At 64.1% G+C, this 26,570-nt stretch carries 28 protein-coding genes and 1 tRNA gene; 13 read left to right on the top strand and 16 right to left on the bottom strand.

What is annotated here, in order from left to right; genetic code table 11:
• The first annotated feature begins 72 nt into the window (after nucleotides 1-72).
• Nucleotides 73-570, top strand: a complete 498-nt coding sequence (locus GA0061098_RS17525; RefSeq protein ID WP_091958822.1) for a DinB family protein — start codon at nucleotides 73-75, stop codon at nucleotides 568-570.
• A 33-nt stretch (nucleotides 571-603) separates the two neighbouring features.
• Here the strand turns inward: GA0061098_RS17525 and GA0061098_RS17520 are convergent, their stop codons facing one another.
• The 4 genes from GA0061098_RS17520 to GA0061098_RS17505 all read right to left on the bottom strand — a co-directional run bounded on the left by GA0061098_RS17520 (nucleotide 604) and on the right by GA0061098_RS17505 (nucleotide 4,130).
• Nucleotides 604-1,008, bottom strand: a complete 405-nt coding sequence (locus GA0061098_RS17520; RefSeq protein WP_091958368.1) for a nuclear transport factor 2 family protein — start codon at nucleotides 1,006-1,008, stop codon at nucleotides 604-606.
• 84 nt (nucleotides 1,009-1,092) lie between these two features.
• Nucleotides 1,093-2,031, bottom strand: coding sequence for an AEC family transporter (locus GA0061098_RS17515; RefSeq protein WP_091958365.1), 939 nt, complete (start codon nucleotides 2,029-2,031; stop codon nucleotides 1,093-1,095).
• A 6-nt stretch (nucleotides 2,032-2,037) separates the two neighbouring features.
• Nucleotides 2,038-2,961 (bottom strand): HpcH/HpaI aldolase/citrate lyase family protein, encoded by a 924-nt coding sequence (locus tag GA0061098_RS17510; protein WP_091958362.1) that lies wholly within the window; start codon nucleotides 2,959-2,961, stop codon nucleotides 2,038-2,040.
• 2 nt (nucleotides 2,962-2,963) lie between these two features.
• Nucleotides 2,964-4,130, bottom strand: coding sequence for a CaiB/BaiF CoA transferase family protein (locus GA0061098_RS17505; RefSeq protein WP_091958359.1), 1,167 nt, complete (start codon nucleotides 4,128-4,130; stop codon nucleotides 2,964-2,966).
• A 491-nt stretch (nucleotides 4,131-4,621) separates the two neighbouring features.
• Here GA0061098_RS17505 and GA0061098_RS17495 point away from each other — a divergent pair, with 491 nt between their 5' ends.
• Nucleotides 4,622-4,960: a hypothetical protein gene (locus GA0061098_RS17495; protein WP_091958353.1), complete on the top strand. Its 339-nt coding sequence runs from the start codon at nucleotides 4,622-4,624 to the stop codon at nucleotides 4,958-4,960.
• Between the two features lie 338 nt (nucleotides 4,961-5,298).
• The gene (locus GA0061098_RS17490; protein ID WP_025032179.1) at nucleotides 5,299-5,976 is read left to right on the top strand and encodes a ParA family protein; all 678 of its coding nucleotides are present in this window, start codon (nucleotides 5,299-5,301) and stop codon (nucleotides 5,974-5,976) included.
• A gap of 80 nt (nucleotides 5,977-6,056) precedes the next feature.
• On the opposite strand, the gene GA0061098_RS43825 is transcribed toward GA0061098_RS17490, so the two are convergent.
• From GA0061098_RS43825 to trxB, 5 genes are all read right to left on the bottom strand, one after another.
• Nucleotides 6,057-6,221: a hypothetical protein gene (locus GA0061098_RS43825; RefSeq protein WP_129590879.1), complete on the bottom strand. Its 165-nt coding sequence runs from the start codon at nucleotides 6,219-6,221 to the stop codon at nucleotides 6,057-6,059.
• A 133-nt stretch (nucleotides 6,222-6,354) separates the two neighbouring features.
• Nucleotides 6,355-6,501 carry a hypothetical protein gene (locus tag GA0061098_RS45030; protein WP_165637427.1) on the bottom strand — a complete coding sequence of 49 codons (147 nt, stop codon included), beginning with the start codon at nucleotides 6,499-6,501 and terminating at the stop codon, nucleotides 6,355-6,357.
• A 311-nt stretch (nucleotides 6,502-6,812) separates the two neighbouring features.
• Nucleotides 6,813-7,721, bottom strand: a complete 909-nt coding sequence (locus GA0061098_RS17485) for a 4-hydroxy-tetrahydrodipicolinate synthase family protein (protein ID WP_091958349.1) — start codon at nucleotides 7,719-7,721, stop codon at nucleotides 6,813-6,815.
• Between the two features lie 459 nt (nucleotides 7,722-8,180).
• Nucleotides 8,181-9,104 (bottom strand): LysR family transcriptional regulator, encoded by a 924-nt coding sequence (locus tag GA0061098_RS17480; RefSeq protein WP_026201990.1) that lies wholly within the window; start codon nucleotides 9,102-9,104, stop codon nucleotides 8,181-8,183.
• Nucleotides 9,105-9,109: 5 nt separating this feature from the next.
• On the bottom strand, nucleotides 9,110-10,075 hold the full coding sequence (gene trxB, locus GA0061098_RS17475) for a thioredoxin-disulfide reductase (protein WP_091958346.1): 966 nt from the start codon (nucleotides 10,073-10,075) through the stop codon (nucleotides 9,110-9,112).
• A gap of 266 nt (nucleotides 10,076-10,341) precedes the next feature.
• Here trxB and GA0061098_RS17470 point away from each other — a divergent pair, with 266 nt between their 5' ends.
• Nucleotides 10,342-10,821: an Lrp/AsnC family transcriptional regulator gene (locus GA0061098_RS17470; protein WP_057741909.1), complete on the top strand. Its 480-nt coding sequence runs from the start codon at nucleotides 10,342-10,344 to the stop codon at nucleotides 10,819-10,821.
• A 309-nt stretch (nucleotides 10,822-11,130) separates the two neighbouring features.
• On the opposite strand, the gene greA is transcribed toward GA0061098_RS17470, so the two are convergent.
• The 3 genes from greA to GA0061098_RS17455 form a co-directional block, all read right to left on the bottom strand.
• Nucleotides 11,131-11,604 (bottom strand): transcription elongation factor GreA, encoded by a 474-nt coding sequence (greA, locus tag GA0061098_RS17465; RefSeq protein WP_007596674.1) that lies wholly within the window; start codon nucleotides 11,602-11,604, stop codon nucleotides 11,131-11,133.
• A 225-nt stretch (nucleotides 11,605-11,829) separates the two neighbouring features.
• The gene (gene carB / locus GA0061098_RS17460; RefSeq protein ID WP_091958343.1) at nucleotides 11,830-15,294 is read right to left on the bottom strand and encodes a carbamoyl-phosphate synthase large subunit; all 3,465 of its coding nucleotides are present in this window, start codon (nucleotides 15,292-15,294) and stop codon (nucleotides 11,830-11,832) included.
• A 142-nt stretch (nucleotides 15,295-15,436) separates the two neighbouring features.
• Nucleotides 15,437-16,606, bottom strand: coding sequence for an MFS transporter (locus GA0061098_RS17455; RefSeq protein WP_091958340.1), 1,170 nt, complete (start codon nucleotides 16,604-16,606; stop codon nucleotides 15,437-15,439).
• Nucleotides 16,607-16,719: 113 nt separating this feature from the next.
• On the opposite strand from GA0061098_RS17455, the gene GA0061098_RS17450 reads away from it, so the two are divergent.
• The gene (locus tag GA0061098_RS17450) at nucleotides 16,720-17,091 is read left to right on the top strand and encodes an ArsR/SmtB family transcription factor (protein ID WP_091958337.1); all 372 of its coding nucleotides are present in this window, start codon (nucleotides 16,720-16,722) and stop codon (nucleotides 17,089-17,091) included.
• Nucleotides 17,092-17,200: 109 nt separating this feature from the next.
• Here GA0061098_RS17450 and GA0061098_RS45025 read toward each other — a convergent pair.
• Nucleotides 17,201-17,276, bottom strand: a tRNA-OTHER gene (locus tag GA0061098_RS45025).
• A 54-nt stretch (nucleotides 17,277-17,330) separates the two neighbouring features.
• On the bottom strand, nucleotides 17,331-18,032 hold the full coding sequence (locus tag GA0061098_RS17445) for a class I SAM-dependent methyltransferase (RefSeq protein WP_091958333.1): 702 nt from the start codon (nucleotides 18,030-18,032) through the stop codon (nucleotides 17,331-17,333).
• 114 nt (nucleotides 18,033-18,146) lie between these two features.
• Here GA0061098_RS17445 and GA0061098_RS17440 point away from each other — a divergent pair, with 114 nt between their 5' ends.
• Nucleotides 18,147-18,671, top strand: a complete 525-nt coding sequence (locus GA0061098_RS17440) for a Dps family protein (protein ID WP_028140495.1) — start codon at nucleotides 18,147-18,149, stop codon at nucleotides 18,669-18,671.
• A gap of 122 nt (nucleotides 18,672-18,793) precedes the next feature.
• Here the strand turns inward: GA0061098_RS17440 and GA0061098_RS17435 are convergent, their stop codons facing one another.
• Nucleotides 18,794-19,315 (bottom strand): cupin domain-containing protein, encoded by a 522-nt coding sequence (locus GA0061098_RS17435; RefSeq protein ID WP_091958329.1) that lies wholly within the window; start codon nucleotides 19,313-19,315, stop codon nucleotides 18,794-18,796.
• 173 nt (nucleotides 19,316-19,488) lie between these two features.
• A complete protein-coding gene (gene carA / locus GA0061098_RS17430; RefSeq protein WP_091958325.1) occupies nucleotides 19,489-20,679 on the bottom strand; it encodes a glutamine-hydrolyzing carbamoyl-phosphate synthase small subunit in 1,191 nt (396 codons plus the stop codon).
• Nucleotides 20,680-20,825: 146 nt separating this feature from the next.
• Here carA and GA0061098_RS17425 point away from each other — a divergent pair, with 146 nt between their 5' ends.
• The 7 genes from GA0061098_RS17425 to GA0061098_RS17395 all read left to right on the top strand — a co-directional run bounded on the left by GA0061098_RS17425 (nucleotide 20,826) and on the right by GA0061098_RS17395 (nucleotide 26,570).
• Entirely contained in the window at nucleotides 20,826-21,536 is a 711-nt protein-coding gene (locus GA0061098_RS17425) for an alpha/beta fold hydrolase (protein ID WP_091958321.1), read from the top strand.
• 51 nt (nucleotides 21,537-21,587) lie between these two features.
• Nucleotides 21,588-22,043: a GatB/YqeY domain-containing protein gene (locus tag GA0061098_RS17420; protein WP_091958318.1), complete on the top strand. Its 456-nt coding sequence runs from the start codon at nucleotides 21,588-21,590 to the stop codon at nucleotides 22,041-22,043.
• A gap of 224 nt (nucleotides 22,044-22,267) precedes the next feature.
• On the top strand, nucleotides 22,268-23,407 hold the full coding sequence (locus tag GA0061098_RS17415) for an epoxide hydrolase family protein (RefSeq protein WP_091958314.1): 1,140 nt from the start codon (nucleotides 22,268-22,270) through the stop codon (nucleotides 23,405-23,407).
• 130 nt (nucleotides 23,408-23,537) lie between these two features.
• On the top strand, nucleotides 23,538-25,148 hold the full coding sequence (locus GA0061098_RS17410) for an acyl-CoA synthetase (protein ID WP_091958819.1): 1,611 nt from the start codon (nucleotides 23,538-23,540) through the stop codon (nucleotides 25,146-25,148).
• 42 nt (nucleotides 25,149-25,190) lie between these two features.
• Nucleotides 25,191-25,658, top strand: coding sequence for a MarR family winged helix-turn-helix transcriptional regulator (locus GA0061098_RS17405; RefSeq protein WP_091958311.1), 468 nt, complete (start codon nucleotides 25,191-25,193; stop codon nucleotides 25,656-25,658).
• A 79-nt stretch (nucleotides 25,659-25,737) separates the two neighbouring features.
• A complete protein-coding gene (locus GA0061098_RS17400) occupies nucleotides 25,738-26,124 on the top strand; it encodes a nuclear transport factor 2 family protein (RefSeq protein ID WP_091958306.1) in 387 nt (128 codons plus the stop codon).
• A 2-nt stretch (nucleotides 26,125-26,126) separates the two neighbouring features.
• Nucleotides 26,127-26,570 carry a hypothetical protein gene (locus GA0061098_RS17395; RefSeq protein ID WP_091958302.1) on the top strand — a complete coding sequence of 148 codons (444 nt, stop codon included), beginning with the start codon at nucleotides 26,127-26,129 and terminating at the stop codon, nucleotides 26,568-26,570.

Below are 26,570 nucleotides of genomic sequence, written 5' to 3'. Positions count from 1 at the left end.
ACTCTAGCTGCCTCACGTCTGGGGCTACATCCCGAAACCAGCCAACATCAATAACTTTTGGAGCCTGAGAAAATGATCTCAGCCGAATACTGCCGACTTATGGCCCGCTACAACACTTGGCAGAACGCCTCTTTGGTAACGGCCGCCGACAGGCTTACCAACGAGGATCGCTGGAAGGATCGAGGTGCGTTCTTCCGGTCGATCGCAGCTACATTGAACCATCTTTATTGGGCTGATGCCCTGATACTGGAGCGGCAAAAGGGGAACGAGCGTCCAGAGGCAACCATCAAGCACTCCCTCACGGATCCCACAGATTGGGAGGCCTTCAAGGCACTCCGCTCCCGACGGAACGCGGAAATCGAAGAATGGTCAGCGCGATTGGTCGATGCGGACCTGAACGGGATGCTTGTTTGGTATCCAGGGGACGGTTCAACTCGGATCGAGAAGCCAAAGACGCTCGTGGCTATTCAACTCTTCAATCACCAGACCCACCATCGAGGCCAGGTCCACGCGATGTTGACGGCAGCGGGAGCAGAGCCAGGGCCGACTGACATTCATCTTCTGGCGTAGCTCGTGCGACGCTCCAATCCATCTCATCGCATGTCAGGCGATCATCGCCTTGATCTGCGCCGTGTCCGCAAACTCAACCAACTCCGCGATCTTGCCGTCCTGAAATCTGAACAGGTCCAGGATCTCGGTGCTGAAAGTCTTTCCGCTCGGATTGTATCGAACGACAACCCGGGAATGGACTGCGACGCGGTCCCCGTCGACCAGCTCAGTCAGGATCTCGCGGCTTTCGAAGCCGAAGGCGGCAGTGAACTGAGTGAAAGCCCCGCGCAGGGTCGGGTGCCCCTCCATGCGCCCCGTCAGTTCGAGCGCGCCCTTGTCGCCCATCAAGGTGAAGTGGCCCTCGGGATGAAAAGCCGCCACCAGGCCTTCGACGTCGCCCTCACCGCGCGCGGCGTAGGCGGTCCTGATCAATGCAAGCATTTCTTCGCGCTGTGCCATGTCACCCTCCCTGCTACACGTATCAGGGCAGCCTAGCGACCTTTGCGTGTAAAGGCAAAATCATTGGAATCGTGCTGCGCGTGCTCAGCGCGCCACCACCCAAACCACCACCGGCAATGTCACCGCCGCCAGCAGCGTGCCCAGCGCCACCGCGCCCGACACCGGATTCACCAGCCGCTGATACTGCACCGCGAAGATGTAGGCGTTGGCGCCGGTCGGCATTGCCGCGAACAGCACGACGACGCCGGCCGCAATCGGCGGCAGGTCGAGCAGTCTAGCCAGCACGAACGCCGCCGCCGGCATCGCCGCTAGCTTCAGTGCGCACATCACCAGGATGCTCAGCTTCTCGCCCTTCACCTCGAAGCGAAACAGGTTGATGCCGAGCGCGATCAGCGCGGTCGGCGAGCCCGCCTGCGCGAGCAGCTCGATGGTGCGGTCGACGACGGGGGTGAGGCCGAGGCCGGTGAAGCGCCAGACCACGCCAAAGCCGATCGCGAGCATCAGCGGGTTGCGGGCGAGATCTGTGAGCACGGGCCAGATCACCGACAGCGCCGAGCCGGTCCGCTTGCGGTTGACCAGCTCCATCTGCAGGATGCCGCACAGCCAGAGCAGCGGCGTGTTCACCGACAGGATCAGCGCCATCGGTCCTGCGGCCTCATTGCCCAGCGCCGAGAGCGTCAGGGGAATGCCGAGCATCACGATGTTGCCGTAGACCGAGCCGATCGCGAACACGACGCCGTCCTCGCGGTCTTCGCGCCGCGCGCGCAGCAGGGCCGAGATCGCCAGCGCCGCGATCCAGATGACGACCAGCGCGCCGTAATAGGCGCCCCACATCCGGTAGGGGCTGACGTCGGGGAATTCCGATACGACGATGGTGCGGAACAAGAGGGCAGGGATCGCGATGCTGAAGGCGAATTCGCTGATGCCCTTGTGCGCGCTCTCCGAGACGAAGCGAAACAGCACCGCGGCATAGCCGGCCGCGATCAGCGCAAACACCGGCGCGACGATCAGCAAGGTGGCCATGCGCCGCTACGACCCCAGCTCGATGATCCGGCGCGCCATCCGCACATTGGCATAGTCGATCATCTTGCCGTCCAGCGTCACCGCCCCCTGGCCGTTCGCCTCCGCCTGCTCCATGGCGTCGACGATCCGTCGCGCCTGGGCCAGCTCCGCGTCCAGCGGCATGAACGCGCGCAGCGTCGGCTCGATCTGGTCGGGATGAATGACCTGCTTGCCGTCAAACCCCATCGCCGCGGCCTTTTGCGCGCTGCTTTCGGTTAGCCTTTCATCGCGGAACGCGCCGCAGGGACCGTCAATGGCGATGAGGCCGAACGCGCGGGCGGCCACCAGGACGCGCATCATCGGATAGGCGAACAGGTCAAGCGGGGCCGAGGCATAGCCGCTTTGCGCTGATCCGACGTGACGATAGCCGTCCGGCGACACGCCGATGTCGGAGGAGCGGGCGCCGATCGATGCCGCGAAATCGCCGACGCCGAGATGCAGCGCAGCGACGCTGTCGTGGCACGCGGCGAGCGGGTCGACATTGACGAGACCGAGCGCCGTCTCGATCAGCAATTCCAACGCGACCGGCGCGGAGCGATCGGGGTTGGCTGCCCGCAACTGATCGGCAATCCCGGCGATATCGCTGGCGCGCTCCGCCTTCGGCACGATCACCGCATCCAGCCGGGGAAGGGTAGCCAGCGCGCGGATCTCCTGCGCGATGAAGGGGCTGTCGACGGCGTTGATCCTCACCGCGACGCGCTTATTGCCCCAGTCGAGCGAGGCGAGGGATTGGATGGCCTCGTTCAGAGCAAGGCTTTTCTCGGATGGCGGCACCGCGTCCTCGAGATCCATGAACACCGCATCCGCAACTGATGCCGCTGCCTTGGCGACCAGACGGGAGCGATGCGCGGGGACGGCGAGGTAGGCCCGCGTTGGCCGTTGTTGCGCCATCGTCAAATGTCCTTCGCCAGCCCGAGTTCGCTGAGAATGGCTTGATTGTGCTGCCCCACGTCCGGCACCGGATCCATCCGCGGCTTGACGCCTGGAATGGTCAGCGCGGGCAGGAAGCTCATCACCGGCCCGCACGGCGAGCCGACGCTTTGCACCCGGGACCGCGCGCGGAGCTGCTCGTGCTCCAGGAAAGCCTCGACCGAGTTCAAATGCGCGTTGGCGATCGAGGCCTCATCCAGCAGTCGCAGCACCTCCTCGCTGGTCATGGATGCAAAGCGCTGCTCGATATGTCCTTGCAGCTCGTCGCGGTTCTGCATGCGCAGCGGATTGGTGCGGAAGCTCGGATGATCGGCGAAGCCGGCATCGCCGAGGACGATGCTGCACAGCGATCGCCATTCCCGATCGTTCTGGATGCCGAAGAAGATGGTGTTGCCGTCGCCGACCCGGAACGGCCCGTACGGCGCGATCGTCGCATGCCTGGCGCCGGTTCGCGGCAGCGGCCGGCCCGTGCTTTGCGTGTAGAAGGCGGGATAGCTCATCCAGTCCGTAATGGAGTCGAACAGCGAGGCCTGGAAAGCGGTGCCCTTGCCGGTCCGCTCGCGGCGGTACAGCGCCATCAGCACGCCGTTGAGGATGTACATGCCGGTGGCGATATCGACCACCGACAGCCCGACCTTGGCCGGCTCCGCCTCGGTGCCGTTGATGGCGAGAACACCGGCCTCGCACTGGACCAGCAGATCGTAGGCCTTCTTGTCGCTGTAGGGACCGCCAGGGCCGTAGCCCGACACGTCGCAGGCGATGATGCGCGGATGTCTGCGCAGCAGCGACGCGGCATCGAGGCCGAGCCGCTCCGCCGCACCCGGCGCCAGGTTCTGGATGAACACATCGGCCTGCGGCAGCAGGGCATCGAGCACCTTGCGGCCGTCCTCGCTCTTGATGTCGATGGCGAGGCTCTCCTTGGACCGGTTGGTCCAGACGAATTGGCTCGACATGCCGTTCATCACGTGGTCGTAGTCCCGGCAGAAGTCGCCGGCGCCCGGCCGCTCGATCTTGATCACCCGCGCGCCCCAGTCGGCCAGGTGCCGGCTCGCCAGCGGCGCTGCGATCGCCTGCTCGAGCGAGACCACCGTGACGCCCGCCAGCGGCAGCTCCGCTTCATTCCCTTCCATTGCGATCGCTTCCTCTCGTGCGCTTTTCAACCAGCGCAGGAGACAAGCCGACCACCCCACGCGCATCTTTTTGATGGTGACATCATGCCCCTGTTTTGCCCGACGAGTCAAATTCGACTTCGTTAAATCCTAAGTTGTGAAATGCGTAACGATTGCGAGGGCTTGGCTACTGTGCATGGGGTTGTTTTCGCGTTTTTTGTGTTTAGCGCTTCCCCGCACACAGCTGTCATCCGCCCGCGCCTCCATGTGGCCGTCATGCCCGGGCTTGTCCCGGGCATCCACGTTCTGAGTGCTGCGCGGCAAGGCGTGGATGGCCGGGACAAGCCCGGCCATGACGTCGGCTCGCATCAAACGCTCTCCGGATGACTGCGAGTGAAGCCTGCCCGCCTGTTGCCGAGACCGCACAGGTCCGACCTTTCGCATCCCCCCTCGGTTGCCAACGAACCGCCGTTCACCCACTATTCCCTCCGACTCGACATGTGGGGGGATCGATGCCGGCGTTTCGCTTCAAGACTTCCTTGGCTGTTGTAACCCTCGGGATGGCCCTGGCCGTTCTGATCCAGCCCGGTACCGGCTTCGCCTACACCCCGGAGGAACAGCAGGCCTGCACGCCGGATGCGATGCGGCTGTGCGGCGAGTTCGTCCCGAACGTCGACGCCATTACCGCCTGCATGATCAAGAAGAAGGCGCAGCTCTCGCCGCAATGCGCGGTGTTCTTCCGCCGCGGACCGGAGCCGGGCGAGGTCCGCGCCGGCAGGCCTACCAACATCGCGCCCAAAACCGCGAAGAAGAGCACCAAGCCCAAGAAGAAAAAGACCAGCGACGGCTGAGCGCGGGACAGCCGCGTTCCCGTGGACTCCTTTTGTTCGCGCGGGCCGCGCTGATGCCTGCGGCAATTACCAACGCGCGATGGAAAAGAGTCGGGTAAGGGTTTGCGCGGGAAGGTTGCATTCCGCTTGATCCCGCTCGGTTGCTCAAAGAACGCACAGATGCTCGCGCGGGCGGTGTTTCGCTGCAGTTGGTCTCTCGTCCTGCGACGCAGTGTGACTCAAAAGCCAACACGCCTTGTTATTTCGTGGCTGTAACGCAACCCCCGATAAATTTTTCTTTCACGAATCAGCGCGGTGATTCATTTTCGCGGCCTAGGGTCAATCTGGAGGCCGAAGGTATGAACGTTATTGTTTTTGCATCGCGTAAAGGCGGCTCGGGCAAGAGTACCCTAGCCGCGCATCTCGCCGCGCAGATCAAGGCGAGCAAGCAGGTCATGCTCGTGGACGCGGACCCGCAGGGCTCGCTCACGCTGTGGCACAAGCTGCGTGGCACCAACGAGCCGCCGATCAAGGCGGCCGTGAACTCCGTCAGCGGCATCGTCTCCGCTGCCAAGCGCGACGGTTATGAATGGGTGTTGATCGACACGCCGCCGAACCTCTCGGCCGTGGTCGACGACGCGATCAAGAACGCGACGATGGTGGTCATTCCGGCGCGTCCCGGCGTGTTCGACGTCAACGCGGTGCAGGAAACCATTCAGATGTGCCGCGCCGCGCGCAAGCCCTACGCGGTCGTGCTCAACGGTGCGCCGGCCAAGCGCGACGAAGCCGAAAGCCCGATCGTCACCATCGCCCGCGAAGCGCTGGCGAAATTCCGGGCTCCGGTGTGGGGCGGCCAGATCACCAACCGTTCGGATCTGCTGATGGCGTTGAGCCACGGCGAAGGCGCTCGGGAATATCAGGCCGAGAGCCGTGCGGCTCAGGAAATCGCAAGGCTGTGGGCGGCGATCGAGCGTTCAGTCAAGGCCATTCGCGGCACGGCGTCGGCGTCCGGCGCAATGCACAAGCAGGCTGCTTAATTTCATTATTCATTTCCCCGGACGAAAAACGCGCGGGAACGTCCGCGCGTTTTGCGTTTTCGGGATCTGCCGAAGGCGGGCTACGCCACCATCAGCATGTAGAAGACGATGACCGGCGACAGCGTCAGGATCACCGACCAGATGCCGGCGGCCCAGAGAATGTCCTCGGTGGTAAAGCTCTGCTCGGTGGACAGCTTCTCCTGTCCGGCGCCGAAATGCGACGCCATCTCATTATGACTATTCATAAACGCCCCCGCGATTTCTTCGCTTATGGGCGTGAACGATACGCGGGATGTTTTAAGATTCCGGCTTGCAAGCCGCTGCGCATTTTGAGCGCATTTGTGACGGCGGCTTAACCATCCGCGCGACGTGCCGCCTTCAGGCGAGCCAGATCCGATACAGCAGCACCGGCATCAGGCCGAGCATCACTGCCCAGAACCCGAACGACGAAACGACGAGAATTCCCTGCAAAAGATCGGCCGGCGCGTATTGGCTCGCGGCCGTAGGCCGGGTGCGATGTCCCATGGTCATTCCCCCTCTGGAAGTTCCTGGAGTGCAACGATAGGGACGGATGCGTAAACGAGACGTGGATGCGCCATGCGGCAACAGCGAAGGCCGTTGGGGCGCGGTTAACCAAGGGGCGGCGCTCTTACCCTCCCCTGGAGGGGTCCGGGACGAGCGAAGCTCGCCCGGGTCGGCTCACATGAGCGCAGCGAAATGTGAGACGGGGTGGGGTGACGGTCTCGCCCCATCCGACAGTGAGTTGCGAGATCAACCCACCCCGCTCGCGCTTCGCGCGATCGACCCTCCCCCTCCAGGGGAGGGTGAACGAGAAACTACGCCGCCACCTTCGTCCGTCGCTCGATCTCGCGATCGATCGCGGCCGCGAGCTCGCTGCTCACTTCCACCATCGGCAGGCGCACCTCGGGGCTGTCGATCAGGCCGCATCGCCACAGCCAGTACTTCGCCGGCGCCGGGCTCGGCTCGGCGAACAGCAGCCGCGTCAGATCGGCGACCTCGTGCCAGCGCGCCAGCGCCGCGTCGTGGTTGCCGCGCTTCGCTTCCGCATACACCGCCGCAAACGTTGCGGTCTCGACATGGGCGGACAGCACGATGCCGCCGTCGGCGCCGTCGCTGAGCGCCTCGAAAAAGTTGGCGTCCTCGCCGGTGAGCACGCGAAATTCCTTCGGCCGGTCGCGCAGCAGCGCGATCGATTGCTCGCGGCTCGCGCCGCAATCCTTCAAGCCTACGATGTTGGGATGCTCGGCGAGCCGCAGCATGGTCTGGTTGGTGATGTTCACCGAGGTGCGATAAGGAATGTTGTAGAGCGCGAGCGGCCATGCCGCGTGATCGGCGAGCGTCTCGAAATGCGCCAAGAGGCCGCGCTGCGAGGGGCGTACATAATAAGGGCTTGCGATCAGATAACCGTCGATCGGCCAGTCCGCGGTCTCGTCAAGACGGTCCTTCAGCCGCGCGGTGTCCGCGCCTGACAGTCCGAGGCAGATCGGCAAGGTGCGCCGGCCCGCCGCCATCTCGTCGCGCACGATGGCGACGAGGCGTTCGAGCTCGGCTTCGCGCAGCGTCATGCCTTCACCCGAGGTCGCCCCCAGGATGAAGCCGTCGATGCCTTGCGCGCTGTAATGTCGCGTCAGCCGCCGCAGCGATCGCTCGTCGAGCGCGCCGCCCTGAAACGGCGTCACCAGCGGCAGCCACAGCCCGCGCAAATGATCTTCAAGTCCGGTCATGTTTCCATCTCCTTCTCGGGAAACCTGAGACGGAGGGCACATGAAAAAACCCCGTCCAGGCGGCGGGGTTTTCGGGATTGCAGCGATGACGAAGCCGGTCTAGCGCGCGCAAAACTCCGAGGTCCCCGGATGGGGGCCTTTTTTCGAGGCGATCGCCTTCGACGAGATTGCGCACGACTTCGTGATCATCTGCAAATGATGCGGGGTATGCCTGGAACTGTCAATACACGCGGAAGGCGAGGGCCGATCTGCCCGAAAAAAAGCCGGGCTCGAACGAGCCCGGCTTAAGGTATTGGCCACGTGAGGCCGACACAATCACCTTCCAAGAGGGATTACTGAACTCCCGCGCCACTGGAGGAGGGGGACAAATGCGCAACGCGAAGGCTCAGCGTGCAAACAGTATGAGCTTGACGAGCGCCATGCAGCAACAGCCGAGGCCGCATGTCAGTCATGCGGAAATCAGGACGGCCAGCGCTGCGCCTTGCTCACCACGAAGTCGCGGAACACCTGCACGCGCGCGACCGTCTTCAACTCCTCGGGATAGACAAAATACGTATCGAGCTGGATCGAATCCGACTCGCCGAACAGCTGCACGAGTTTGCTCTGTTCCTCGACGAGGTAGTCGGGCAGCGCCGCGATGCCGAGGCCCTGCTGACAGGCGCGCACCAGACCGAGGATGTTGTTGACCCTGAAATAGGCTTCGCGCGGACCCGAGCCGTTGCGGCCGGCTTCGACCAGCCAGTTGCGGTTCTGCAAATGCGGCGCGAAGTTGCCGTCCGAGAGCGTGATGATGCGGTGGGAGTCGAGCTCCTCCAGCGTGCGCGGCGTGCCGAAGCGCTTGATGTATTCCGGCGAGCAATAGGCGTGGAAGCCCATCGCGAACAGCTTGCGCTGGATGAGATCCGGTTGCGTCGGCTTGCGGGTGCGGATCGCGACGTCAGCCTCGCGCATCGACAGGTCGAGCTCCTCGTCGGTGACGATCAGCGAGATCCGGATTTCCGGATAGAGCGCGGTGAACTCGCCGAGCCGCGGGATCAGCCAGTTGATGCCGACGCCGGGGGTGGTGGTGATCTTGAGGTCGCCGCTCGGCCGCTCGCGGCTGTCGGTCAGCTTGGCGCGCGCCGCTTGGAGCTGCATGAACACGTCATGCGCGGTGCGGAACAGCAAATCGCCCTGCTCGGTCAGGATCAGGCCGCGGGCATGGCGGTGGAACAGCGAGACCGAAAGCTCCTGCTCCAGCGCCGAGACCTGGCGCGACACCGCCGATTGCGACAGGCCGAGCTGCTCGCCCGCATGCGTGAAGCTGCCAGCTTCCGCCGCTGCGTGAAACACCTTCAGCTTGTCCCAGTCCATATCCGTAAATCCGTCGCGTGTTCGGGGCATGATCTTTATTCCGCTGCCGCGCGCTCGCTGGCGCGCAGGGCCAAGAAACGTTCGGCTTCGAGAGCTGCCATGCAGCCGAGGCCGGCGGCCGTGACGGCCTGGCGATAGGTTTCGTCGGCGACGTCGCCGGCGGCGAACAGGCCGGGCATCGAGGTCGCGGTCGAGTTCGGGGCGACCTCGACATAGCCCGACGGTTTGAGCTTGATCTGGTCTTTCACGAGCTCGGTCGCCGGTGCGTGGCCGATGGCGATGAAGACACCGTCGGTCTTCACGTCCGTCAGTGCGCCGGTCCTGACGTTCTTGAGGCGGACATGGGTGACCTTGTTGGGGTTCTCGGTGCCGCAGATCTCGTCGACGGCGCTGTCCCAGATCACCTTGATCTTCGGGTGCTTGAACAGACGCTCCTGCAGGATGCGCTCGGCGCGGAAATGGTCGCGGCGATGCACGATGGTGACCTGCGAGGCATGGTTGGTGAGGTACAGGGCTTCCTCGACCGCGGTATTGCCGCCGCCGACCACCACGACCTCCTTGTTGCGGTAGAAGAAGCCGTCGCAGGTGGCGCAGGCCGATACGCCGCCGCCCTGGAACTTTACTTCGGACGGCAACCCGAGCCAGCGCGCCTGCGCGCCGGTGGCCAGGATCACGGCGTCGGCGAGATAGACATCGCCCGAGTCGCAGGTGAGGCGGAACGGCCGCTGCGAGCTGTCGAGCTTGATCACCAGGTCGGAGATGATCTTGGTGCCGACATGGACCGCCTGCTTCTCCATCTGCTCCATCAGCCAGGGGCCCTGGATCACGTCGGCGAAGCCGGGATAGTTTTCGACGTCGGTGGTGATGGTGAGCTGGCCGCCCGGCTGGATGCCCTGGATCAGGATCGGCTCGAGCATCGCGCGCGCGGCGTAGATCGCCGCCGTGTAGCCGGCGGGGCCGGAGCCGATAATGACGACCTTTGCATGGACAGGGGCGGACATATTGACGGACGCCTTTCACGGGGGATTCGCAGCGCGGGCGCGGAACGTGCCGGGAGGCCTCGCGGAGGCGCTGAAATATCAGAGCTAATCTAAGCCTTCTGGTGAGCTATGCAAGAATTGCATTGCCTGTCGGCGGATTTTTCCAACAAGGAACAAAAGTCGATTGCGGTGCACGCGCAATAAAATTGCGCTACTCGTGCGGATTGGGCTATGAGGATTGCGGCAAACCTACCAATAAAGCCGCAAAGGCCAGGAGTTCCAATCAAGTGTCGCGGAACCTAGACGAGATCGACCTGAAAATTCTCTCCGAGATTCAGGCCGACGGTCGAATCACGAATGTCGAGCTGGCCAAACGGGTCGGCATCTCGCCGCCGCCCTGCCTGCGCCGCGTCCGGGCGCTGGAGGAGGAGGGCTATATCCACGGCTATCGCGGCCTGCTGGACGCCCGCAAGCTCGGCTTCGACGTCACCGTATTCGCCGCCGTGCACCTGTCCAGCCAAGCCGAGGCGGACTTACGCGCCTTCGAGGAGTTCGTCCGCGCCGAGCCCCTGGTGCGGGAATGCTGGATGCTGTCGGGCGAGGTTGATTTCATCCTCAAATGCGTCGCCCCCGACATGGCGACCTTCCAGGATTTTGTCACGCATCTCACCGCCGCGCCCCACGTGCGGAATGTGCGAACGTCATTGGTGCTGCATAATTCGAAGTACGAGGCGGCCGTGCCGCTGGATGTGAAGGGGCGGAGGTAGGTCTCCGGTCTCGTGCCCCGGACGCTGCGCAGCGCTCCCGGCGATGCGAAGCATCGTCCGGTGCGGTGCGCTGCAGAGCCGGGGCCCATCTCACCGCGCCTTCCCGTGTTGCTTTCTGGGTCCCGGCTCTGCGCAGCAACGCTAAGGGCGTTGCAGCGCGTCCGGGACACGAGAGCGGTGTATGCTGTTGCTCTACGCTCGCAATGACGTGTGGTGAAGGCATGTGTTCATCGAGCGCAAGCACCACGCAGCAACAAAAAGGCCGCGCATTGCGCGGCCTTTTCGAAACGTCAGCGCAGCGGCAAATCCTTACCGCCATTCCACCTTGGTAATTTCATACGCCTTGGCGCCGCCGGGTGCGTTGACTTCGACCGTCGAACCCTTCTTCTTGCCGATCAGTGCGCGGGCGAGCGGTGAGGTGATGGAGATGCGGCCCTTCTTGGCGTCAGCCTCGACCTCGCCGACGATCTGCCACACCGTCTTCTTCTCGGTGTCCTCGTCGACCAAGGTCACGGTGGCGCCGAACTTGATGGTGTCGCCGGACAGTTTGGAGATGTCGATGATGTCGGCGCGCGCGAGCTTGTCCTCGAGCTCGGCGATGCGGCCTTCATTGTGGGACTGCTCTTCCTTCGCGGCATGATATTCCGCGTTCTCCGACAGGTCTCCGTGCGAGCGCGCCTCCGCGATATGCTCGATGATGCGCGGACGGTCCTCGGACTGGCGCTTCTTCAATTCTTCCCCGAGCGCGGCAAAGCCGCCCGCTGTCATCGGAACCTTTTCCATCTCTTCTCTCGTTCTTCAGTCGCGCGCCCCGCAAAAACCGAGGGCGCGGCAACCTTGATTCGTCAGTGCTTCCGGGGCTGAGCATATCGCCACCGGAACGTTATGTGGGCTTGGCGCCGGAACAGAACAACCACAATGGCCGGACAGTTCCTCCGGCCATTGTGGCTTCATCGCCAATCACTTAGCGCAAGGCTCGACCCCGCAAGGCTTGGCCCCTGCTCACGATCAGGTTTCCGAAAAGTAGCTCTGCAGGGTACGAACCTCAAGGTCCCCGCCGAGATAGGCACGGATGCCCTGCGCGGCCGCCACGGCCCCGGAAAGAGTGGTGTAATACGGCACTTTATGCAAGAGGGCCGCGCGCCGCAGCGAACGGCTGTCGGCGAGCGCCTGCGGGCCTTCGGTGGTGTTGAAGACGAGCTGGACGTCGCCATTGGTGATGGCGTCGACGATGTGCGGCCGGCCCTCCAGCACCTTGTTCACCTTCTCGGTCGGGATGCCCTGGTCGGTCAGGAAGCGCTGGGTGCCCGAGGTCGCAAGCACCTTGAAGCCGAGCGAATGCAGTTCGCGGACCGCCTCGGCGATGCGCGTCTTGTCGCTCTCGCGCACCGAGACGAACACCGTGCCCTTGCGCGGTACTCGCGTGCCGCCGCCGAGCTGGCTCTTGGCGAAGGCGACCTCGAAATTGCGGTCGATGCCCATGACTTCGCCGGTCGAGCGCATCTCGGGGCCGAGCACCGTGTCGACGCCGGGGAAGCGCGCGAACGGGAAGACCGATTCCTTGACGCCGACGTGCTTGAGCTTTGCCTTCTTCAGCTTGAAATCGGCGAGCTTCTCGCCCGCCATGATGCGCGCGGCGATCTTCGCGACCGGCGTTCCGACCACCTTGGCGACGAAGGGCACGGTGCGCGAGGCGCGCGGATTGACCTCGAGCACGTAGATCTCGCCGTCCTTGATGGCGTATTGCACGTTCATCAGGCCGACGACGTCGAGGCCGAGCGCGAGCTCGCGGGTCTGCCGCTCCAGCTCCTCGATCATCTCAGGCTCGAGCGAATGCGCCGGTAGCGAGCAGGCGCTGTCGCCGGAATGGATGCCGGCTTCCTCGATGTGCTCCATGATGCCGACGATGAAGGTGTCCTTGCCGTCGCAGAGGCAGTCCACGTCGATCTCGATTGCGTCCGAGAGATAGCGGTCGAACAGCAGCGGGTTCTTGCCGAGCACGGTGTTGATCTGCCCGGTCTTGTCGTTCGGATAGCGCGCCTTGACGTCGGCCGGCACCAGCTCCGGCAGCGTGCCGAGCAGATAATCGTTGAGCTGGTTCTCCTCGCGGATGATCTGCATCGCGCGGCCGCCGAGCACGTAGGATGGGCGCACCACAAGCGGCAGGCCGAGATCGGCGGAGACGAGCCTTGCCTGCTCGACCGAATAGGCGATGCCGTTCTTCGGCTGCTTGAGACGGAGCTTGTCGAGCACGCGCTTGAAGCGGTCGCGGTCTTCCGCAAGGTCGATGGCATCAGGCGAGGTGCCGAGGATCGGCACTTCGGCCGCTTCCAGGGCGCGCGCGAGCTTCAGCGGCGTCTGGCCGCCGAACTGCACGATCACGCCGTGCAGTGTGCCATTTGTGCGCTCCTTGGCGATGATCTCCAGCACGTCCTCGGCAGTGAGCGGCTCGAAATAGAGCCGGTCGGCGGTGTCGTAGTCGGTCGACACCGTCTCCGGGTTGCAGTTGACCATGATGGATTCGTAGCCGGCATCGTGCAGCGCGAAGCAGGCGTGACAGCAGCAATAGTCGAACTCGATGCCCTGGCCGATGCGGTTCGGTCCACCGCCGAGAATGATGACCTTCTTCTTGTCGGATGGCGTGCTCTCGTCCGCCGGCGCGCCGGCGAACAACGCCTCATAGGTCGAATACATATAGGCGGTCGGCGAAGCGAATTCGGCAGCGCAGGTGTCGATGCGCTTGTACACCGGGCGAACGTCGAGCGCGTGGCGCTTGGCGGTGACCTCGGCCTCCGTCGTCTCGGCGAGCACCGCGAGCCGCGCATCGGAGAAGCCCATGGCCTTGAGCGTGCGCATGCCGAAGGCATTGCCCGGCAGGCCGTTCTTGCGGACCTTCTCCTCCATGTCGACGATGCCGCGCATCTCGCTGAGGAACCACGGGTCGATCTTGCAGGAGTTGAAAATCTCCTCGTTCGACCAGCCGAGCCGCATGGCCTGGGCGACCTGGAGCAGCCGGTTCGGCGTCGGCGTGCCGAGCGCGGCGCGGATCGCATTCTTGTCGTCGTCGCGGCCGAGACCTTCGATCTCGATCTCGTCGAGGCCGGTCAGTCCGGTCTCGAGCCCGCGCAGTGCCTTCTGGAGGCTTTCCTGGAAGGTGCGGCCAATCGCCATGACTTCGCCGACCGATTTCATCGACGTGGTCAGCGTGGTGGAGGCGCCGGGGAATTTCTCGAAGGCGAAGCGCGGCACCTTGGTGACGACATAGTCAATGGTCGGCTCGAACGAGGCCGGCGTGGCGCCGCCGGTGATGTCGTTGGCGATCTCGTCGAGCGTGTAGCCGACCGCGAGCTTGGCGGCGACCTTTGCGATCGGAAAGCCGGTGGCCTTCGAAGCCAGAGCCGAGGAGCGCGACACGCGCGGATTCATCTCGATAACGACCATGCGGCCGTCCTCGGGATTGACGCCGAACTGCACGTTGGAGCCGCCGGTCTCCACCCCGATCTCGCGCAGCACCGCCAACGAGGCGTCGCGCATGATCTGGTATTCCTTGTCGGTCAGCGTCAGGGCCGGCGCCACCGTGATGGAATCGCCGGTGTGCACGCCCATCGGATCGAGGTTCTCGATCGAGCAGACGATGATGCAATTGTCCTTCTTGTCGCGCACCACCTCCATCTCGTACTCTTTCCAGCCGAGCACGGATTCTTCGATCAGCACTTCGTTGGTTGGAGACGCATCGAGGCCGCGCTCGATGATGTCGAGGAACTCTTCCTTGTTGTAGGCGATGCCGCCGCCGGTGCCGCCCATCGTGAAGGAGGGGCGGATGATCGCGGGCAGGCCGATCTCGGACAGCGCCATCATGGCCTGGCCGAAGGCGTATTCTTGATAGCGCTTGCGGCGGTCGCTTTCGCCCAGCGTCCACTGCCGATCGTGCTCTTCGAGGGCCGCGCCCGAGAGCTTTTCGCGTTCAGCCTGACGCTTGTCGCGGAAGGACTTCTTCAGGGCGGAGGCATTGGCGAGCCGCGACTTCGGCGTCTCGAGACCGATCTTGGTCATGGCCTCGCGGAAAAGCTGGCGATCCTCGGCCTTGTCGATCGCGTCGGCGGTGGCGCCGATCATCTCGACGTCGAACTTCTCCAGCGTGCCTTGCTGGCGCAGCGACAGCGCGCAGTTCAGCGCGGTCTGTCCACCCATGGTCGGCAGCAGCGCGAAGCCGCCGGGAATGACGTGACGTTCCTTCTCGATGATCTTGGCGACGATCTCGGGCGTGATCGGCTCGATATAGGTCGCATCGGCCAATTCCGGGTCGGTCATGATGGTGGCCGGGTTGGAATTGACGAGGACGATGCGATAGCCCTCTTCCTTCAGCGTCTTCACCGCCTGGGTGCCCGAATAGTCGAACTCGCAGGCCTGGCCGATCACGATGGGACCGGCGCCGATGATCAGGATGGTGGTGATGTCTGTACGTTTGGGCATCAACTCTCGCCGGACTGGAATTTGGGCACAAAAAAAGGGCGCGCTCCTGCGCGTCCCTTTGGCCGAGAGCGCGGTGGTCTCCCTCGCGCGCGGGTGGGTCTTAGACCAGATTCTGGGGCGGCGAAACCCCGAAAAACGCCCATCAACCGGCAATTTTGACGGGTTTTGGCCTAGCCTGCCAACCACGGGCGAGATGCACCAGAAGTGAGGCCGCAACGCTCATTCCGCCGATCCAGCCGAGGTCGTTCGGCGAGAGGGTCGCCAGCACCGCCCCGCCCAATGCCCCGCCGATGGCGAAGCCGAGATACATGGCGGAGGCGTTGAGCGAGAGCGCGATCATCGAGGCCTGCGGCTCGATCCGGATGATGCTGGCGACCTGGGCCGGGTAGAATGCCCAGCCCGAGATGCCCCAGAGGAAGATCGTGCCCAGCACCGCATAGTGCGCCTGGCCCGGCATCAGCTTCAGGACCACCGAGTGCAGGATCAGCGCAGCTGCCATGCCGGCGAGCCCGAGGCCCACGGTGGCGAGCGTACCGAGCCGGTCGGCAAGTAAGCCGCCGAACATGTTCCCGATCGCGGCCGCGCCGCCAAACACCAGCAACGCAAGGCTGATTTGCGACGCATCGAAGCCGAGGCCGCGTAGCGGAACCGCGAAATAGGTGAACACGGTGAAGCCGCCGAGCGCCCATAGGATCGTGATCACAAGCGCGACCAGGACATTGCTGTGACGCGCCACCGCCAGCCGTTCGCCCAGCGAGGCGGTGTTGCGTGGCAGGCCGCGGGGTAGGCCGAGCAGCAGGCCGGCGAGCGCAACAGTGCCGATCAAGGCGACCATGGCAAAGGTCGCGCGCCAGCCGAGCAGGCTGCCGACGAGGTTGCCGAGGGGAACGCCGATGACGGTCGCGACCGTCAGGCCCGACGTGACCAGCGCCACCGCTCGGCCGCGCCGTTCCGGCGAGGCGACCGCCACGGACACCGCGAGCGCCGTCGGCATGCAAAGCCCGGAGCCCAGCGCCATCAGCATCCGCGAGGCCAGCAGCAGGGCGTAGCTGGAAGCCACCATCGCGGCGAGATTTCCGGCGATGAAGGTCGCCAGCGCCAGGGCCAGCACGGTTCGGCGGTCGATATTGTTTAGCGCGACGGCCAGGATCGGCGAGCCCACGGCATAGGTGAGGGCGTAGGCCGTGACCAATTGGCCGGCGGCGGAGACCGAAATCTGCAAATCTGCTGCGATGCCGGGCAAAAGACCTGCGATAACAAAGCCTTCGGTGCCGATCGCAAAGGCCGCCAGGGCCAGCCAGAACACGCTCATTCGACGATATCCCTATGTTCAACGTTTATTGAACTATTGGGTGTAGTGGTTTGTAAGTCAATTGGTTCAAGAACTATTGAACATTGCGGCCGCTTCGCTATGATTCAAGGGTCATGAGCCGCACACCTCTCCACCCGACCCGCGAGCAGATCGAATTGCCGATGGTGCTGGATTGCCTGAGCGATCCGATCCGGCTCGCCATCGTCTACCAGCTTGCCCAGCAGGAACGTGTCAGCAGCGAGCTCTGCTGCGGCGACTTCAACGGGCTCGCAGGCAAGTCCAACCTCGCCTATCACTTCGCCAAGCTGCGCGAATGCGGCGTGATGCAGACGCGCGTGGCCGGCACCAACCGCTTCATGCGGCTGCGCCGCGAGGATCTGGACGCGCGTTTTCCCGGCCTGCTCGATGCGGTGATTAAATCCGCGGCCAGGGATGCCGAGCGGCTTCAGTTGCTGCCGGAGGGTGAAGTGGTTGCGGCGGATTGAGGTTGGGGCGGATTGCTGACCACGCCCGGCTTCGCCCCTTCGGGCTTCGCCGCGGCAGCCTTCGCCACGAGAAGGCTTGCCGAGCCGAAGCTGCGTAAGCAGCGAAGGCTGGAGACCCGGCCTGGATTTGAACCAGGATGTAGAGCGTTGCACCGCCCTCGCGTAGACGCTTCCGCCACCGGGCCGAGGCGATCATTACCGATTGCAGTGCGACAAGCTACAACGGCTAATTGTTATGCTTAACGAACCAGAGGCGGCCGTGCGATGAAGGTCATGCGCCAGCGATTGTGGCCGATATTGGTGTGGGCGCGCTGGACCGCGAACCCGGCCGCTCTCAGCTTGGCGGTGATTTCCTCCTCGCTGTAGCGCTGGAGCCCGATGCGCGTACGCAGATGACGGTAGTCGGACAGCGCGGTGCTGATCAGCCCGATCAGCGCGTCTTTCAAGAAACCGTGGCGCAGGCCGAAGCCGAGCTGCGCCATGACGTCCCTGAACATGCCGACATTGGGCTGGAGGATGTCCCCCAGCACCAGCTTACCGGAGGGCTTCAGGATGCGGCGGATGGTGAGGAGCGCGGCGTCGAGCTCGTCCTGCGCCATGTATTGCGCGACCGAGTTCATCACGACGAGGTCGATCGACTGGTCCTGCATCTTGCGGACATCGTCGAGCGAGCGGACGCGGATCCTGGTGTTCGGGGCAAACCGCGCGATCAGCCGGCCGCGCACGCCCGGCGCGGGCTCGGCGAGGATCAGCTGGCCGCAGCTAGCGGCCACCTGGCTCGCCGACAGCGCCTCGCCGCAGGCATAGTCCAGCACCGTCGCGTCCGGCGAGGAGATGTAGCCGATGATGTCCCGCGCGATGATCTGGAAGTGCAAGTCGCGATGCAGCTTGCTGACATAGATCGTGTGCGTCGAGTCGTAATAATCGATCCAATCGTCCATGGTATTCGAAGGTCCCGGCCAAACGGTTCCCGTCAAGGAACCGGCGCTGCCCGCCTTGCGTTAGGGGTGCGACGGCGCGCCGTCAATGTCCGCGTCCTAACAGGAAGGCTTCCCGTGAGCAAAACCAACAACAAGGTCTCGCCCGATCTCGATACCCCCACCGACCTGTCGCCCGACGGGGTCAAGAAGGTTTCGGAGGCGCTCAACGTACTTCTGGCCGACGCCTTCGCGCTGTATCTGAAGACCAAGAATTTCCATTGGCACATCAGCGGCCGGCACTTCCGCGACTATCATCTGCTGCTTGACGAGCAGTCCGACCAGATCTTCGCCACCACCGACCAGCTTGCCGAGCGCGTCCGCAAGATCGGCGGCACCACGCTGAAGTCGATCGGCCAGGTCGCAAAGCTCCAGACCATCAAGGACAACAACGAGGACTATGTCCCGCCGCGCGAAATGCTGCGCGAACTGATGCAGGACAACAAGCACGTCGCGGCTGCGATGCGCAAAGCGCACGACGTCTGCGACGACGCCGGCGATGTCGCCAGCGCCAGCATCCTCGAAGTCTTCATCGACGAGACCGAGCGCCGGACGTGGTTCCTGTTCGAGGCGACGCGGCAGGAAGGCAGCAACGCGGCGTAGGGCGCTCTGCCGTAGGGTGGGCAAAGGCGCGCTCTTGCGCGCCGTGCCCACGATCTCATTATGGCTCAAATCGGATGGTGGGCACGCTTCGCTTTGCCCACCCTACGGCACCGCCTTTATGGCTACCGCCACAGCCGCATCAACGCCCCATCCGTGCCCGTCACCGGATCGGCCGGCGGCAGCGCGACCTCTGGAATCGTTTTCAGCGCCTTGGCGTGGTTCTCCGGCGTTGCGCGGGTGACCTCCATCTGCGATCGCGGCGGATAGGCGCCGATCACGCAGAAATCGTCGCTCGCCTTGATGCATTGATGTCCGGTGCCGGCCGGCAGGACCGCGACATCACCCGCCTTGACCTCAAGCTCCTGGCCATGGTCGCCGCCGAAGCGGACGCGGGCACTGCCACGCGCCACGCCGAGCACCTCATGCACCGTCGCGTGGTAGTGCAGATAATCGTAGACACCGTTGCGCCACGTCCCGCCCCAGCCGTTCGCTTCGAACAGGTTCTCGATGGTCTCTTCCGGCCGCTTCGGGTCGAGCTTCACCGCACCCTGGTAGACCAGGAACGGAAGGATGTTGTTCGGCACGAGCCCGTCATCCTCGAACACGATGGCGAGCGGCTCGGCCTTGTCGCGGACGACGGACATGGTGGGGCTCCGGCTGCAAAAGACAGCGGGACAACATTCTATCGTGTGGAGGTGTTCCTCAACAGGTCACCTGTCCCGGACGAGCTGCAGCGTGCAACGCTGCGGCGCAGAGCCGGGACCCAGAGAGCGGCGAGTGGTAGGCCCTGGTTCGGCGGGGCGTGAGAGCGCGCGTCTTACGCGCTCTTCTTCTGCCGCATCAGATCCGCAAAACGCTGGAACAGATAGTGCGAGTCGCGCGGGCCTGGCGAGGCCTCAGGATGATACTGCACCGAGAACACCGGCTTGCCGTCGAGCTGGATGCCGCAATTGGAGCCATCGAACAGCGAGATGTGGGTCTGCGTCGCGCCCTTCGGCAGCGTACTCTCGTCCACGGCAAAACCGTGGTTCATCGAGGTGATCTCGACCTTGCCGGTGGTCTCGTCCTTCACGGGGTGGTTGGCGCCGTGATGGCCCTGATGCATCTTCTTCGTCTTCGCGCCGACGGCGAGGCCGAGCATCTGGTGGCCAAGGCAAATGCCGAAGGTCGGCGTGCCCGACTTGATGACGTCCCGGATCACAGGCACGGCATATTTGCCGGTGGCGGCCGGATCGCCCGGACCGTTGGACAGGAACACGCCGTCCGGCTTCATCGCCAGAATGTCTTCGGACGAGGTCGTCGCCGGCACCACCGTCACCTTGCAGCCGACGCCGGCGAGCAGGCGCAGGATGTTGCGCTTGATGCCGTAGTCGATGGCGACGACGTTGAACTCCACCTTGTCCTGGCGGCCAAAGCCCTTGTCCCACAGCCACGGCGTCTCGTCCCAGGTGAAGCGCTGGCCGCTTGTGACCATCGGCACGAGGTCCATGCCCTCGAGGCCGGGCCATTCGCGCGCTTCTTCCTTCAACCCATGCAGGTCGAACTCGCCGTTCTTGGCGTGCGCGATCACGGCGTTGGGCATGCCCTTGCTGCGGATCAGCGCGGTCAGGGCGCGGGTGTCGATGCCGGAGAGGCCGATGATGCCGCGCGCCTTCAGCCACTGGTCGAGATGCTTGGTGGCGCGGTAGTTCGAGGGATCGGTGATCGCGGTGCGCAGGATCACGCCGCGGGCCCCGGGTGTGGCGGCCATGTTCACCGTCTCGATGTCTTCCTCGTTGGTGCCGACATTGCCGATATGCGGGAAGGTGAAGGTGATGAGCTGGCCGGCATAGGAGGGATCGGTGAGGATCTCCTCATAGCCGGTCATCGCGGTGTTGAAGCAGACTTCACCAACGGCGTGGCCTTCGGCGCCGAGGCCAAAGCCTTCGAGCACGGTGCCATCGGCGAGCACGAGGAGCGCGGTCGGTTTATGGTCCGGCCAAGCGGGATCGTTGTCATGTTGTGTCATGAGCGCGTTTCATAAGCCTGCCGGACGCCCCCGTCAAAGCGCAGATGCGCCGATTCACATGCGTTTTTGCATATTTGACAGCCCGTCTCGGGCTCCTAAGCTTGGCCGCACAATTTCCGGCAAATTCCTGGGCTTGCGAGGCAATAATGGACCAGACCACCCCGATTCTGTTGGTTCCGGGGCTGGCCTCCTCGGCCCGGATCTATGCCCCTGTCATCCCGGCGCTGTGGCGCTTCGGCCCGGTCATGGTTGCCAACCATATCCGCGACGACAGCATGGCGGCGATCGCCGCCCGCGTGCTGAGCGAGGCCCCGCCGCGCTTCGCGCTCGCCGGCCATTCCATGGGCGGCTACATCGCGTTCGAGATCATGCGCCAGGCGCCCGAGCGGGTGGCCAAGCTCGCGCTGATCAACACCCAGGCGCGACCCGACACGCCGGAGGCGACCGCGCGCCGCCGCGGCCTGATGGAGCGCGCCAGGCGCGGCGAGCTCCGCGCCGTCCGCGAGGAGAGTTTTCCGGAGCTCGTGCATCCGTCGCGGCGCGATGATGCCGATATTCTGAAGCTCGTCCATGCGCAGGACGAGGATGTCGGCGTTGAGGGCTATCTGCGGCAGCAGACCGCGATCATCGCACGGGTGGATTCTCGCCCGACGCTTGCGGCCATCAAATGCCCGACGCTGGTGTTGACGGGCGATGCCGACAACACCATCCCGAATGCGCTCTCGAAGGAGATGGCCGAGGGCATCGCCGGTGCAAGGCTCAAAGTCCTCGATCGCTGCGGGCACTTGCCGCAAGCCGAGCAGCCGGAAGCGACAGTGCGGGCCCTGACCGAATGGCTCGGAACCGAGGTTGTCTAGGGGCCGCGAACGGCCTAGATCAGGCGTCAGATATTCGAAGGGATCACGATCATGTTGCGCGACGACATCAACAATGCGGTCAAGGAGGCCATGAAGGCCAAGGACGAGCGCAAGCTGTCCACGCTGCGCATGGTCAATTCGACCATCAAGAATGCCGACATCGATGCGCGCGGGCAGGGCAAGCCGCCGTTGTCGGACGCCGACCTGCTCGGCGTCTTTCAGAAGATGATCAAGCAGCGGCAGGAGTCGGTCGAGCTCTACGAAAAAGGCGGCCGCGCCGAGCTCGCGGCCCAGGAGCGCGAGGAGATCGCGGTGATCTCGGCGTATCTGCCAAAGCAGATGGCCGACGATGAGGTGAAGAAGGCGATCGCGGACGCGATCACTGAAACCGGCGCCGCCGGCATGAAGGACATGGGCAAGGTGATCGCCGTGCTGCGCGCGAAGTACGCGGGACAAATGGATTTCGGCAAGGCGAGCGGTCTCGTGAAGGGCGCGCTGTCGGGCTAGCTGCTTACCCTCCCCTGGAGGGGAGGGTCGATCGCGCGAAGCGCGAGCGGGGTGGGGTGATCTCTCCACTCGGGCAGCGCTTCCGCGGAAAGACTGTCACCCCACCTCGGTTCGCATGCCGCTTCGCTTCATGCGAACCGATCCTCCCCTCCAGGGGAGGATGGGTACCTTTGACGTGGCTGCGATCCGGTCTACTCTCTCGACAACAAAAATCGGGAGGCACCATGACCGGCGCCATAAAGCCGTTCCGCATCGCGATCAGCGACGACATTCTCTCCGATCTCAAATCGCGGCTCGCCCGCACGCGCTGGCCGGAGGCGGAGCTGGTCGACGACTGGAGCCAGGGCGCGCCGCTGCAATGGATCCGGGAGGTCTGTGCCTACTGGGCGAGCGAGTATGACTGGCGGGCGCGCGAGGCAAAGCTCAACCGCTTCGCGCAGTTCACCACCGAGATCGACGGGCTCGACATTCATTTTCTGCATGTGCGCTCGAAAGAACCAAACGCGCTGCCGCTGATCATCACCCATGGCTGGCCCGGCTCGATCGTCGAATTCCAGAAGGTGATCGCGCCGCTCACCGATCCCATCGCGCATGGCGGCAATCCCGCGGACGCGTTTCACGTCGTCTGTCCTTCGCTGCCGGGCTTCGGCTTCTCCGCCAAGCCGAAGGCGACCGGTTGGGGCGTCGATCGCATCGCCGCGACCTGGGCGCAGCTGATGGAGCGGCTGGGCTATGCCCGCTACGGCGCGCAAGGCGGCGATTGGGGCTCGGCGGTGACGGCCTCGCTCGGCGCGCAGGATGCGGCGCACTGCGCCGGCATTCACATCACGCTGTCCTTCAACTCGCCGCCGCGCATGGAGGGCGAGCCGACCGCGGAGGAGAAGCGCGCGCTCGCCGGCCTCAAGCATTACGTCGATCTCGACTCCGGCTATTCGAAGCAGCAATCGACGCGCCCGCAGACGCTCGGCTATGGCCTGACGGATTCGCCGAGCGGGCAGGCGGCCTGGATTCTGGAAAAATTCTGGGCCTGGACCGATTGCAACGGCCATCCCGAGAACATCTTCACCAGGGACGAGTTGCTCGACAACGTCATGCTCTATTGGGTGACGGAGACGGCAACCTCCTCGGCGCGGCTCTACTGGGAAAGTTTTGGCAAGCGCCGCACCACGCCTGTCGTCAAGGTGCCGACGGGCGTCGCCGCGTTCCCCAAGGAGATCATCACGCCGGTGCGGCGCTGGATGGAACCCAACTTCCATGACATCACGCATTGGAGCGAGATGGAGAAGGGCGGCCATTTCGCCGCGTTCGAGCAGCCGGAGCTGTTCGTGCGCGATGTCAGGAAGTTCTTCGCGACGGTAAGGTAAGCACGCACTCAGCCGTCATGCCCGGGCTTGTCCCGGGCATCCACGGCCTTAGAGTGTCGCCAAAGCAAGAAGAACGTGGATGGCCGGGACAAGCCCGGCCATGACGGAGTTGCTGGGAAACGACCAAGCCATGCTGACCGAAGCTGCAACCTACGACGAGCTCACTCGCAACTTCCGCTGGGACATCCCGGCGCGCTTCAACATGGCGGAAGCATGCTGCGATCGGCATGCCGACGGCACCGGCCGGCTCGCGCTGATCTATGTCGACGAGAACGGCGCCACCACGCGAACCTCCTTCGACGAGGTCGCGGACATGTCGCGCCGCTTTGCCAATGTGCTGAAGGCCGATGGGCTTTCGCGCGGCGACCGCGTCGCGGTGTTCCTGTCGCAATCGCTGGAGCTGCCGATCGCGCATATGGCGGCGTTCCGCTCAGGCCTGGTCTCGATCCCGCTGTTCGCACTGTTCGGCGAGGACGCGCTGGAATTCCGCCTGTCGAATTCACAGGCGAAGGCAATCATCACTGATGAGGCGGGCTGGGAGAAGCTCACGAAGATCCGCGAGCGGCTGCCCTATTTGCAGGACATCTATATCACGAGCGGCGCCGTCCACGCCGGCGCAAAGCCATTCTGGCCGGCGATCGAAACCGCGTCCGAGGACTTTGCGACCGTCGACACCGCCGCCGACGATCCCGCGCTGATCATCTACACCTCGGGCACGACAGGAAATCCCAAAGGCGCGCTGCATGCGCACCGCGTCGTGCTAGGCCATCTCCCCAATGTCGAGATGTGTCACAACTTCCTGCCGCGTCCCGGCGATCTCATGTGGACGCCGGCGGACTGGGCCTGGATCGGCGGCCTCGTCAACGGCCTGCTCGCATTCTGGTATCACGGCATCCCCCTGGTCGGGCATCGCGCGCGCAAATTCGAGCCGCAGGCGGCGATGCAGATGATGGCCGATCTCGGCGTCCGCAACGTCTTCCTGCCGCCGACCGCGCTGAAGCTGATGCGGCAGGCGGGCGTGAAGCACTCGGGTGTCAAGCTCCGCAGCATCTTCACGGGCGGCGAGTCCCTTGGCGGCGAACTGCTGGGATGGGTGCGCGAGACCTTCGGCATCGACGCGCATGAGGTGTTCGGCCAGACCGAGTGCAATCTCGTGATCGGCAGCAACTCCAACCTGTTTCCGATCCGCCCGGGTTCGATGGGCAAGGCGACGCCGGGCTTCGACGTCCGCATCGTCAACGACAAGGGCGAAGAATTGCCGCGCGGCCAGCGGGGCATCATCGGCGTGCGCCAGCCATGCCCCGTCACTATGCTCGAATACTGGCGCAATCCGGAGGCGACGGCGAAGAAATATGCAGGCGAATTCCTGCTCACCGGCGATCTCGGCGTGCAGGACGAGGATGGCTATTTCTGGTATGTCAGCCGCGAGGACGACGTCATCACCACCGCCGGTTATCGCGTCGGCCCCTCCGAGATCGAGCACACGCTGATGAAGCATCCCTCGGTGGCAATGGCCGCGGTGGTCGGCATTCCCGATCCGATCCGCACCGAATCGATCAAAGCCTGGATCGTGCTGCGTCCGGGCTTTACCGGCACCGACGCGCTGGCGCGCGAGATCCAGGAGTTCGTCAAGGTGCAGCTCGCCGCGCATGAATATCCGCGGTTCGTCGAATTCGCCGAGACGCTGCCGATGACGGCGACCGGCAAGGTGCTGCGGCGCGAGCTGCGGGCCAAGGGCTGACTTCTTAAAGGGCTGACTTCTTACAAGGGCTGACTTCCGACAATGGCCAAGACGTCTCAAGCCGCGGGACTTCACCGCGCCTCGCTCGACAAGCTGCACGATCTCGATGCGGCGCTGGAGCTCATGTATTACGGCTGGCGCGGCATGACGCTGGACGCGGACGAATATCTCGCAAAGCAGGGCCTGTCGCGTCCGCATCATCGCATTCTCTACGTGGTGGCGCGGCGGCCCGATATTGCGATCGGCTCGCTGCTCGAGGTCCTCGGCATTTCCAAGCAGGCTTTGAGCCGGCCGCTCAGTCTGCTGCTGGAGCGCAAGCTGGTGACGTCGAAGCGCTCGCCCGAGCAGCATCGCTCGAAGCTGCTGCGTCTGACGTCCGCCGGGCAGCGCATCGAGCAACGGGCCTCGGACCACGAGCGCAAGGTTTTGCGCGAGGCGTTCGATCGCGTCGGCGCATCCGGGGCGGCGGCATGGATGGCGGTCATGGGGACGATCGCCGATAACAATTGACGGCTCTTAAAGTCAATGTAGTTGACATGAGAAGCGGGCTTTGCCACTGTCCTGGCAACAGGCCGGGAGGGCCCGTGTCATGAGCGGACAGAATCCATTGAGCGCGCAGAAGATGACTCGCGCGGCCGCCGAACGCTTCGTCGCGGCATGGTGCGCGAACTGGTGCAAGGTCGATATCGACGCGGTGGTGGCGCATTTTGCAGAGAATGCGCAGATGCGCAGCCCTCTGGCGCTGACGCTGACCGGTTCTCCTGTCGTCGCCGGCATCGAGAATATCCGCGCCTATTGGCGCAAAGCCTATGGCCACATCGAAAGCGCGGACCTGAAGATCCTGAGCTGGAGCTGGGACGACACCATCGCGCGCCTGACGGTGTGGTGGCAGCTCGGAGACACGCGCGCCAGCGAGTTCATGGATTTCGACGATACGGGGCGCGTCGTGCGCAGCGAAGCCTTTTACGGAAAATGACCATGCGCCTTTCGGATATCGTCCTGCTCCTCAACTCGCTGTGGTTCGGCGGCGCCTTCATCCAGTTCAGCATTGCGCAGGCCAACACGCTGAAGATCTTGCTGCCGCGGGAAGAGCGCAGCAATCCGATCGCGCCGACCCTGGCGGCCAGCGTTGCGTTCCTGGGCGGGATGAACCTGCCGATAGGGCTGTTGTCGTTCTACCTTCTGGTTGCGCGTCCGCTCTTCTTCCAGCCGGTCGAGGCGCAGCTCACGCTGTTCCTGTTCTTTTCGGCCTGCCATTTCAGCCAGTTCGCCTATAACCTCCCGGTGCTGATGCGTGGCGGACGCGTCGGGGTCGCCTACTGGCCGGTGTTGAAGGGTCCGATGCTCCGGATCTTCGTCATCGACGCGGGCCTGTTCGCGGCCAATCTCGCAGTGGCGCTCCAGCTCGCGATAGCATCCTGA

It is taken from the genome of Bradyrhizobium shewense (assembly GCF_900094605.1).
GTDB classification, from domain to species: Bacteria; Pseudomonadota; Alphaproteobacteria; order Rhizobiales; family Xanthobacteraceae; genus Bradyrhizobium; species Bradyrhizobium shewense.
Note: the sequence above shows the minus strand (reverse complement) of the source record. Positions and strands in the feature narration are given on the sequence as shown.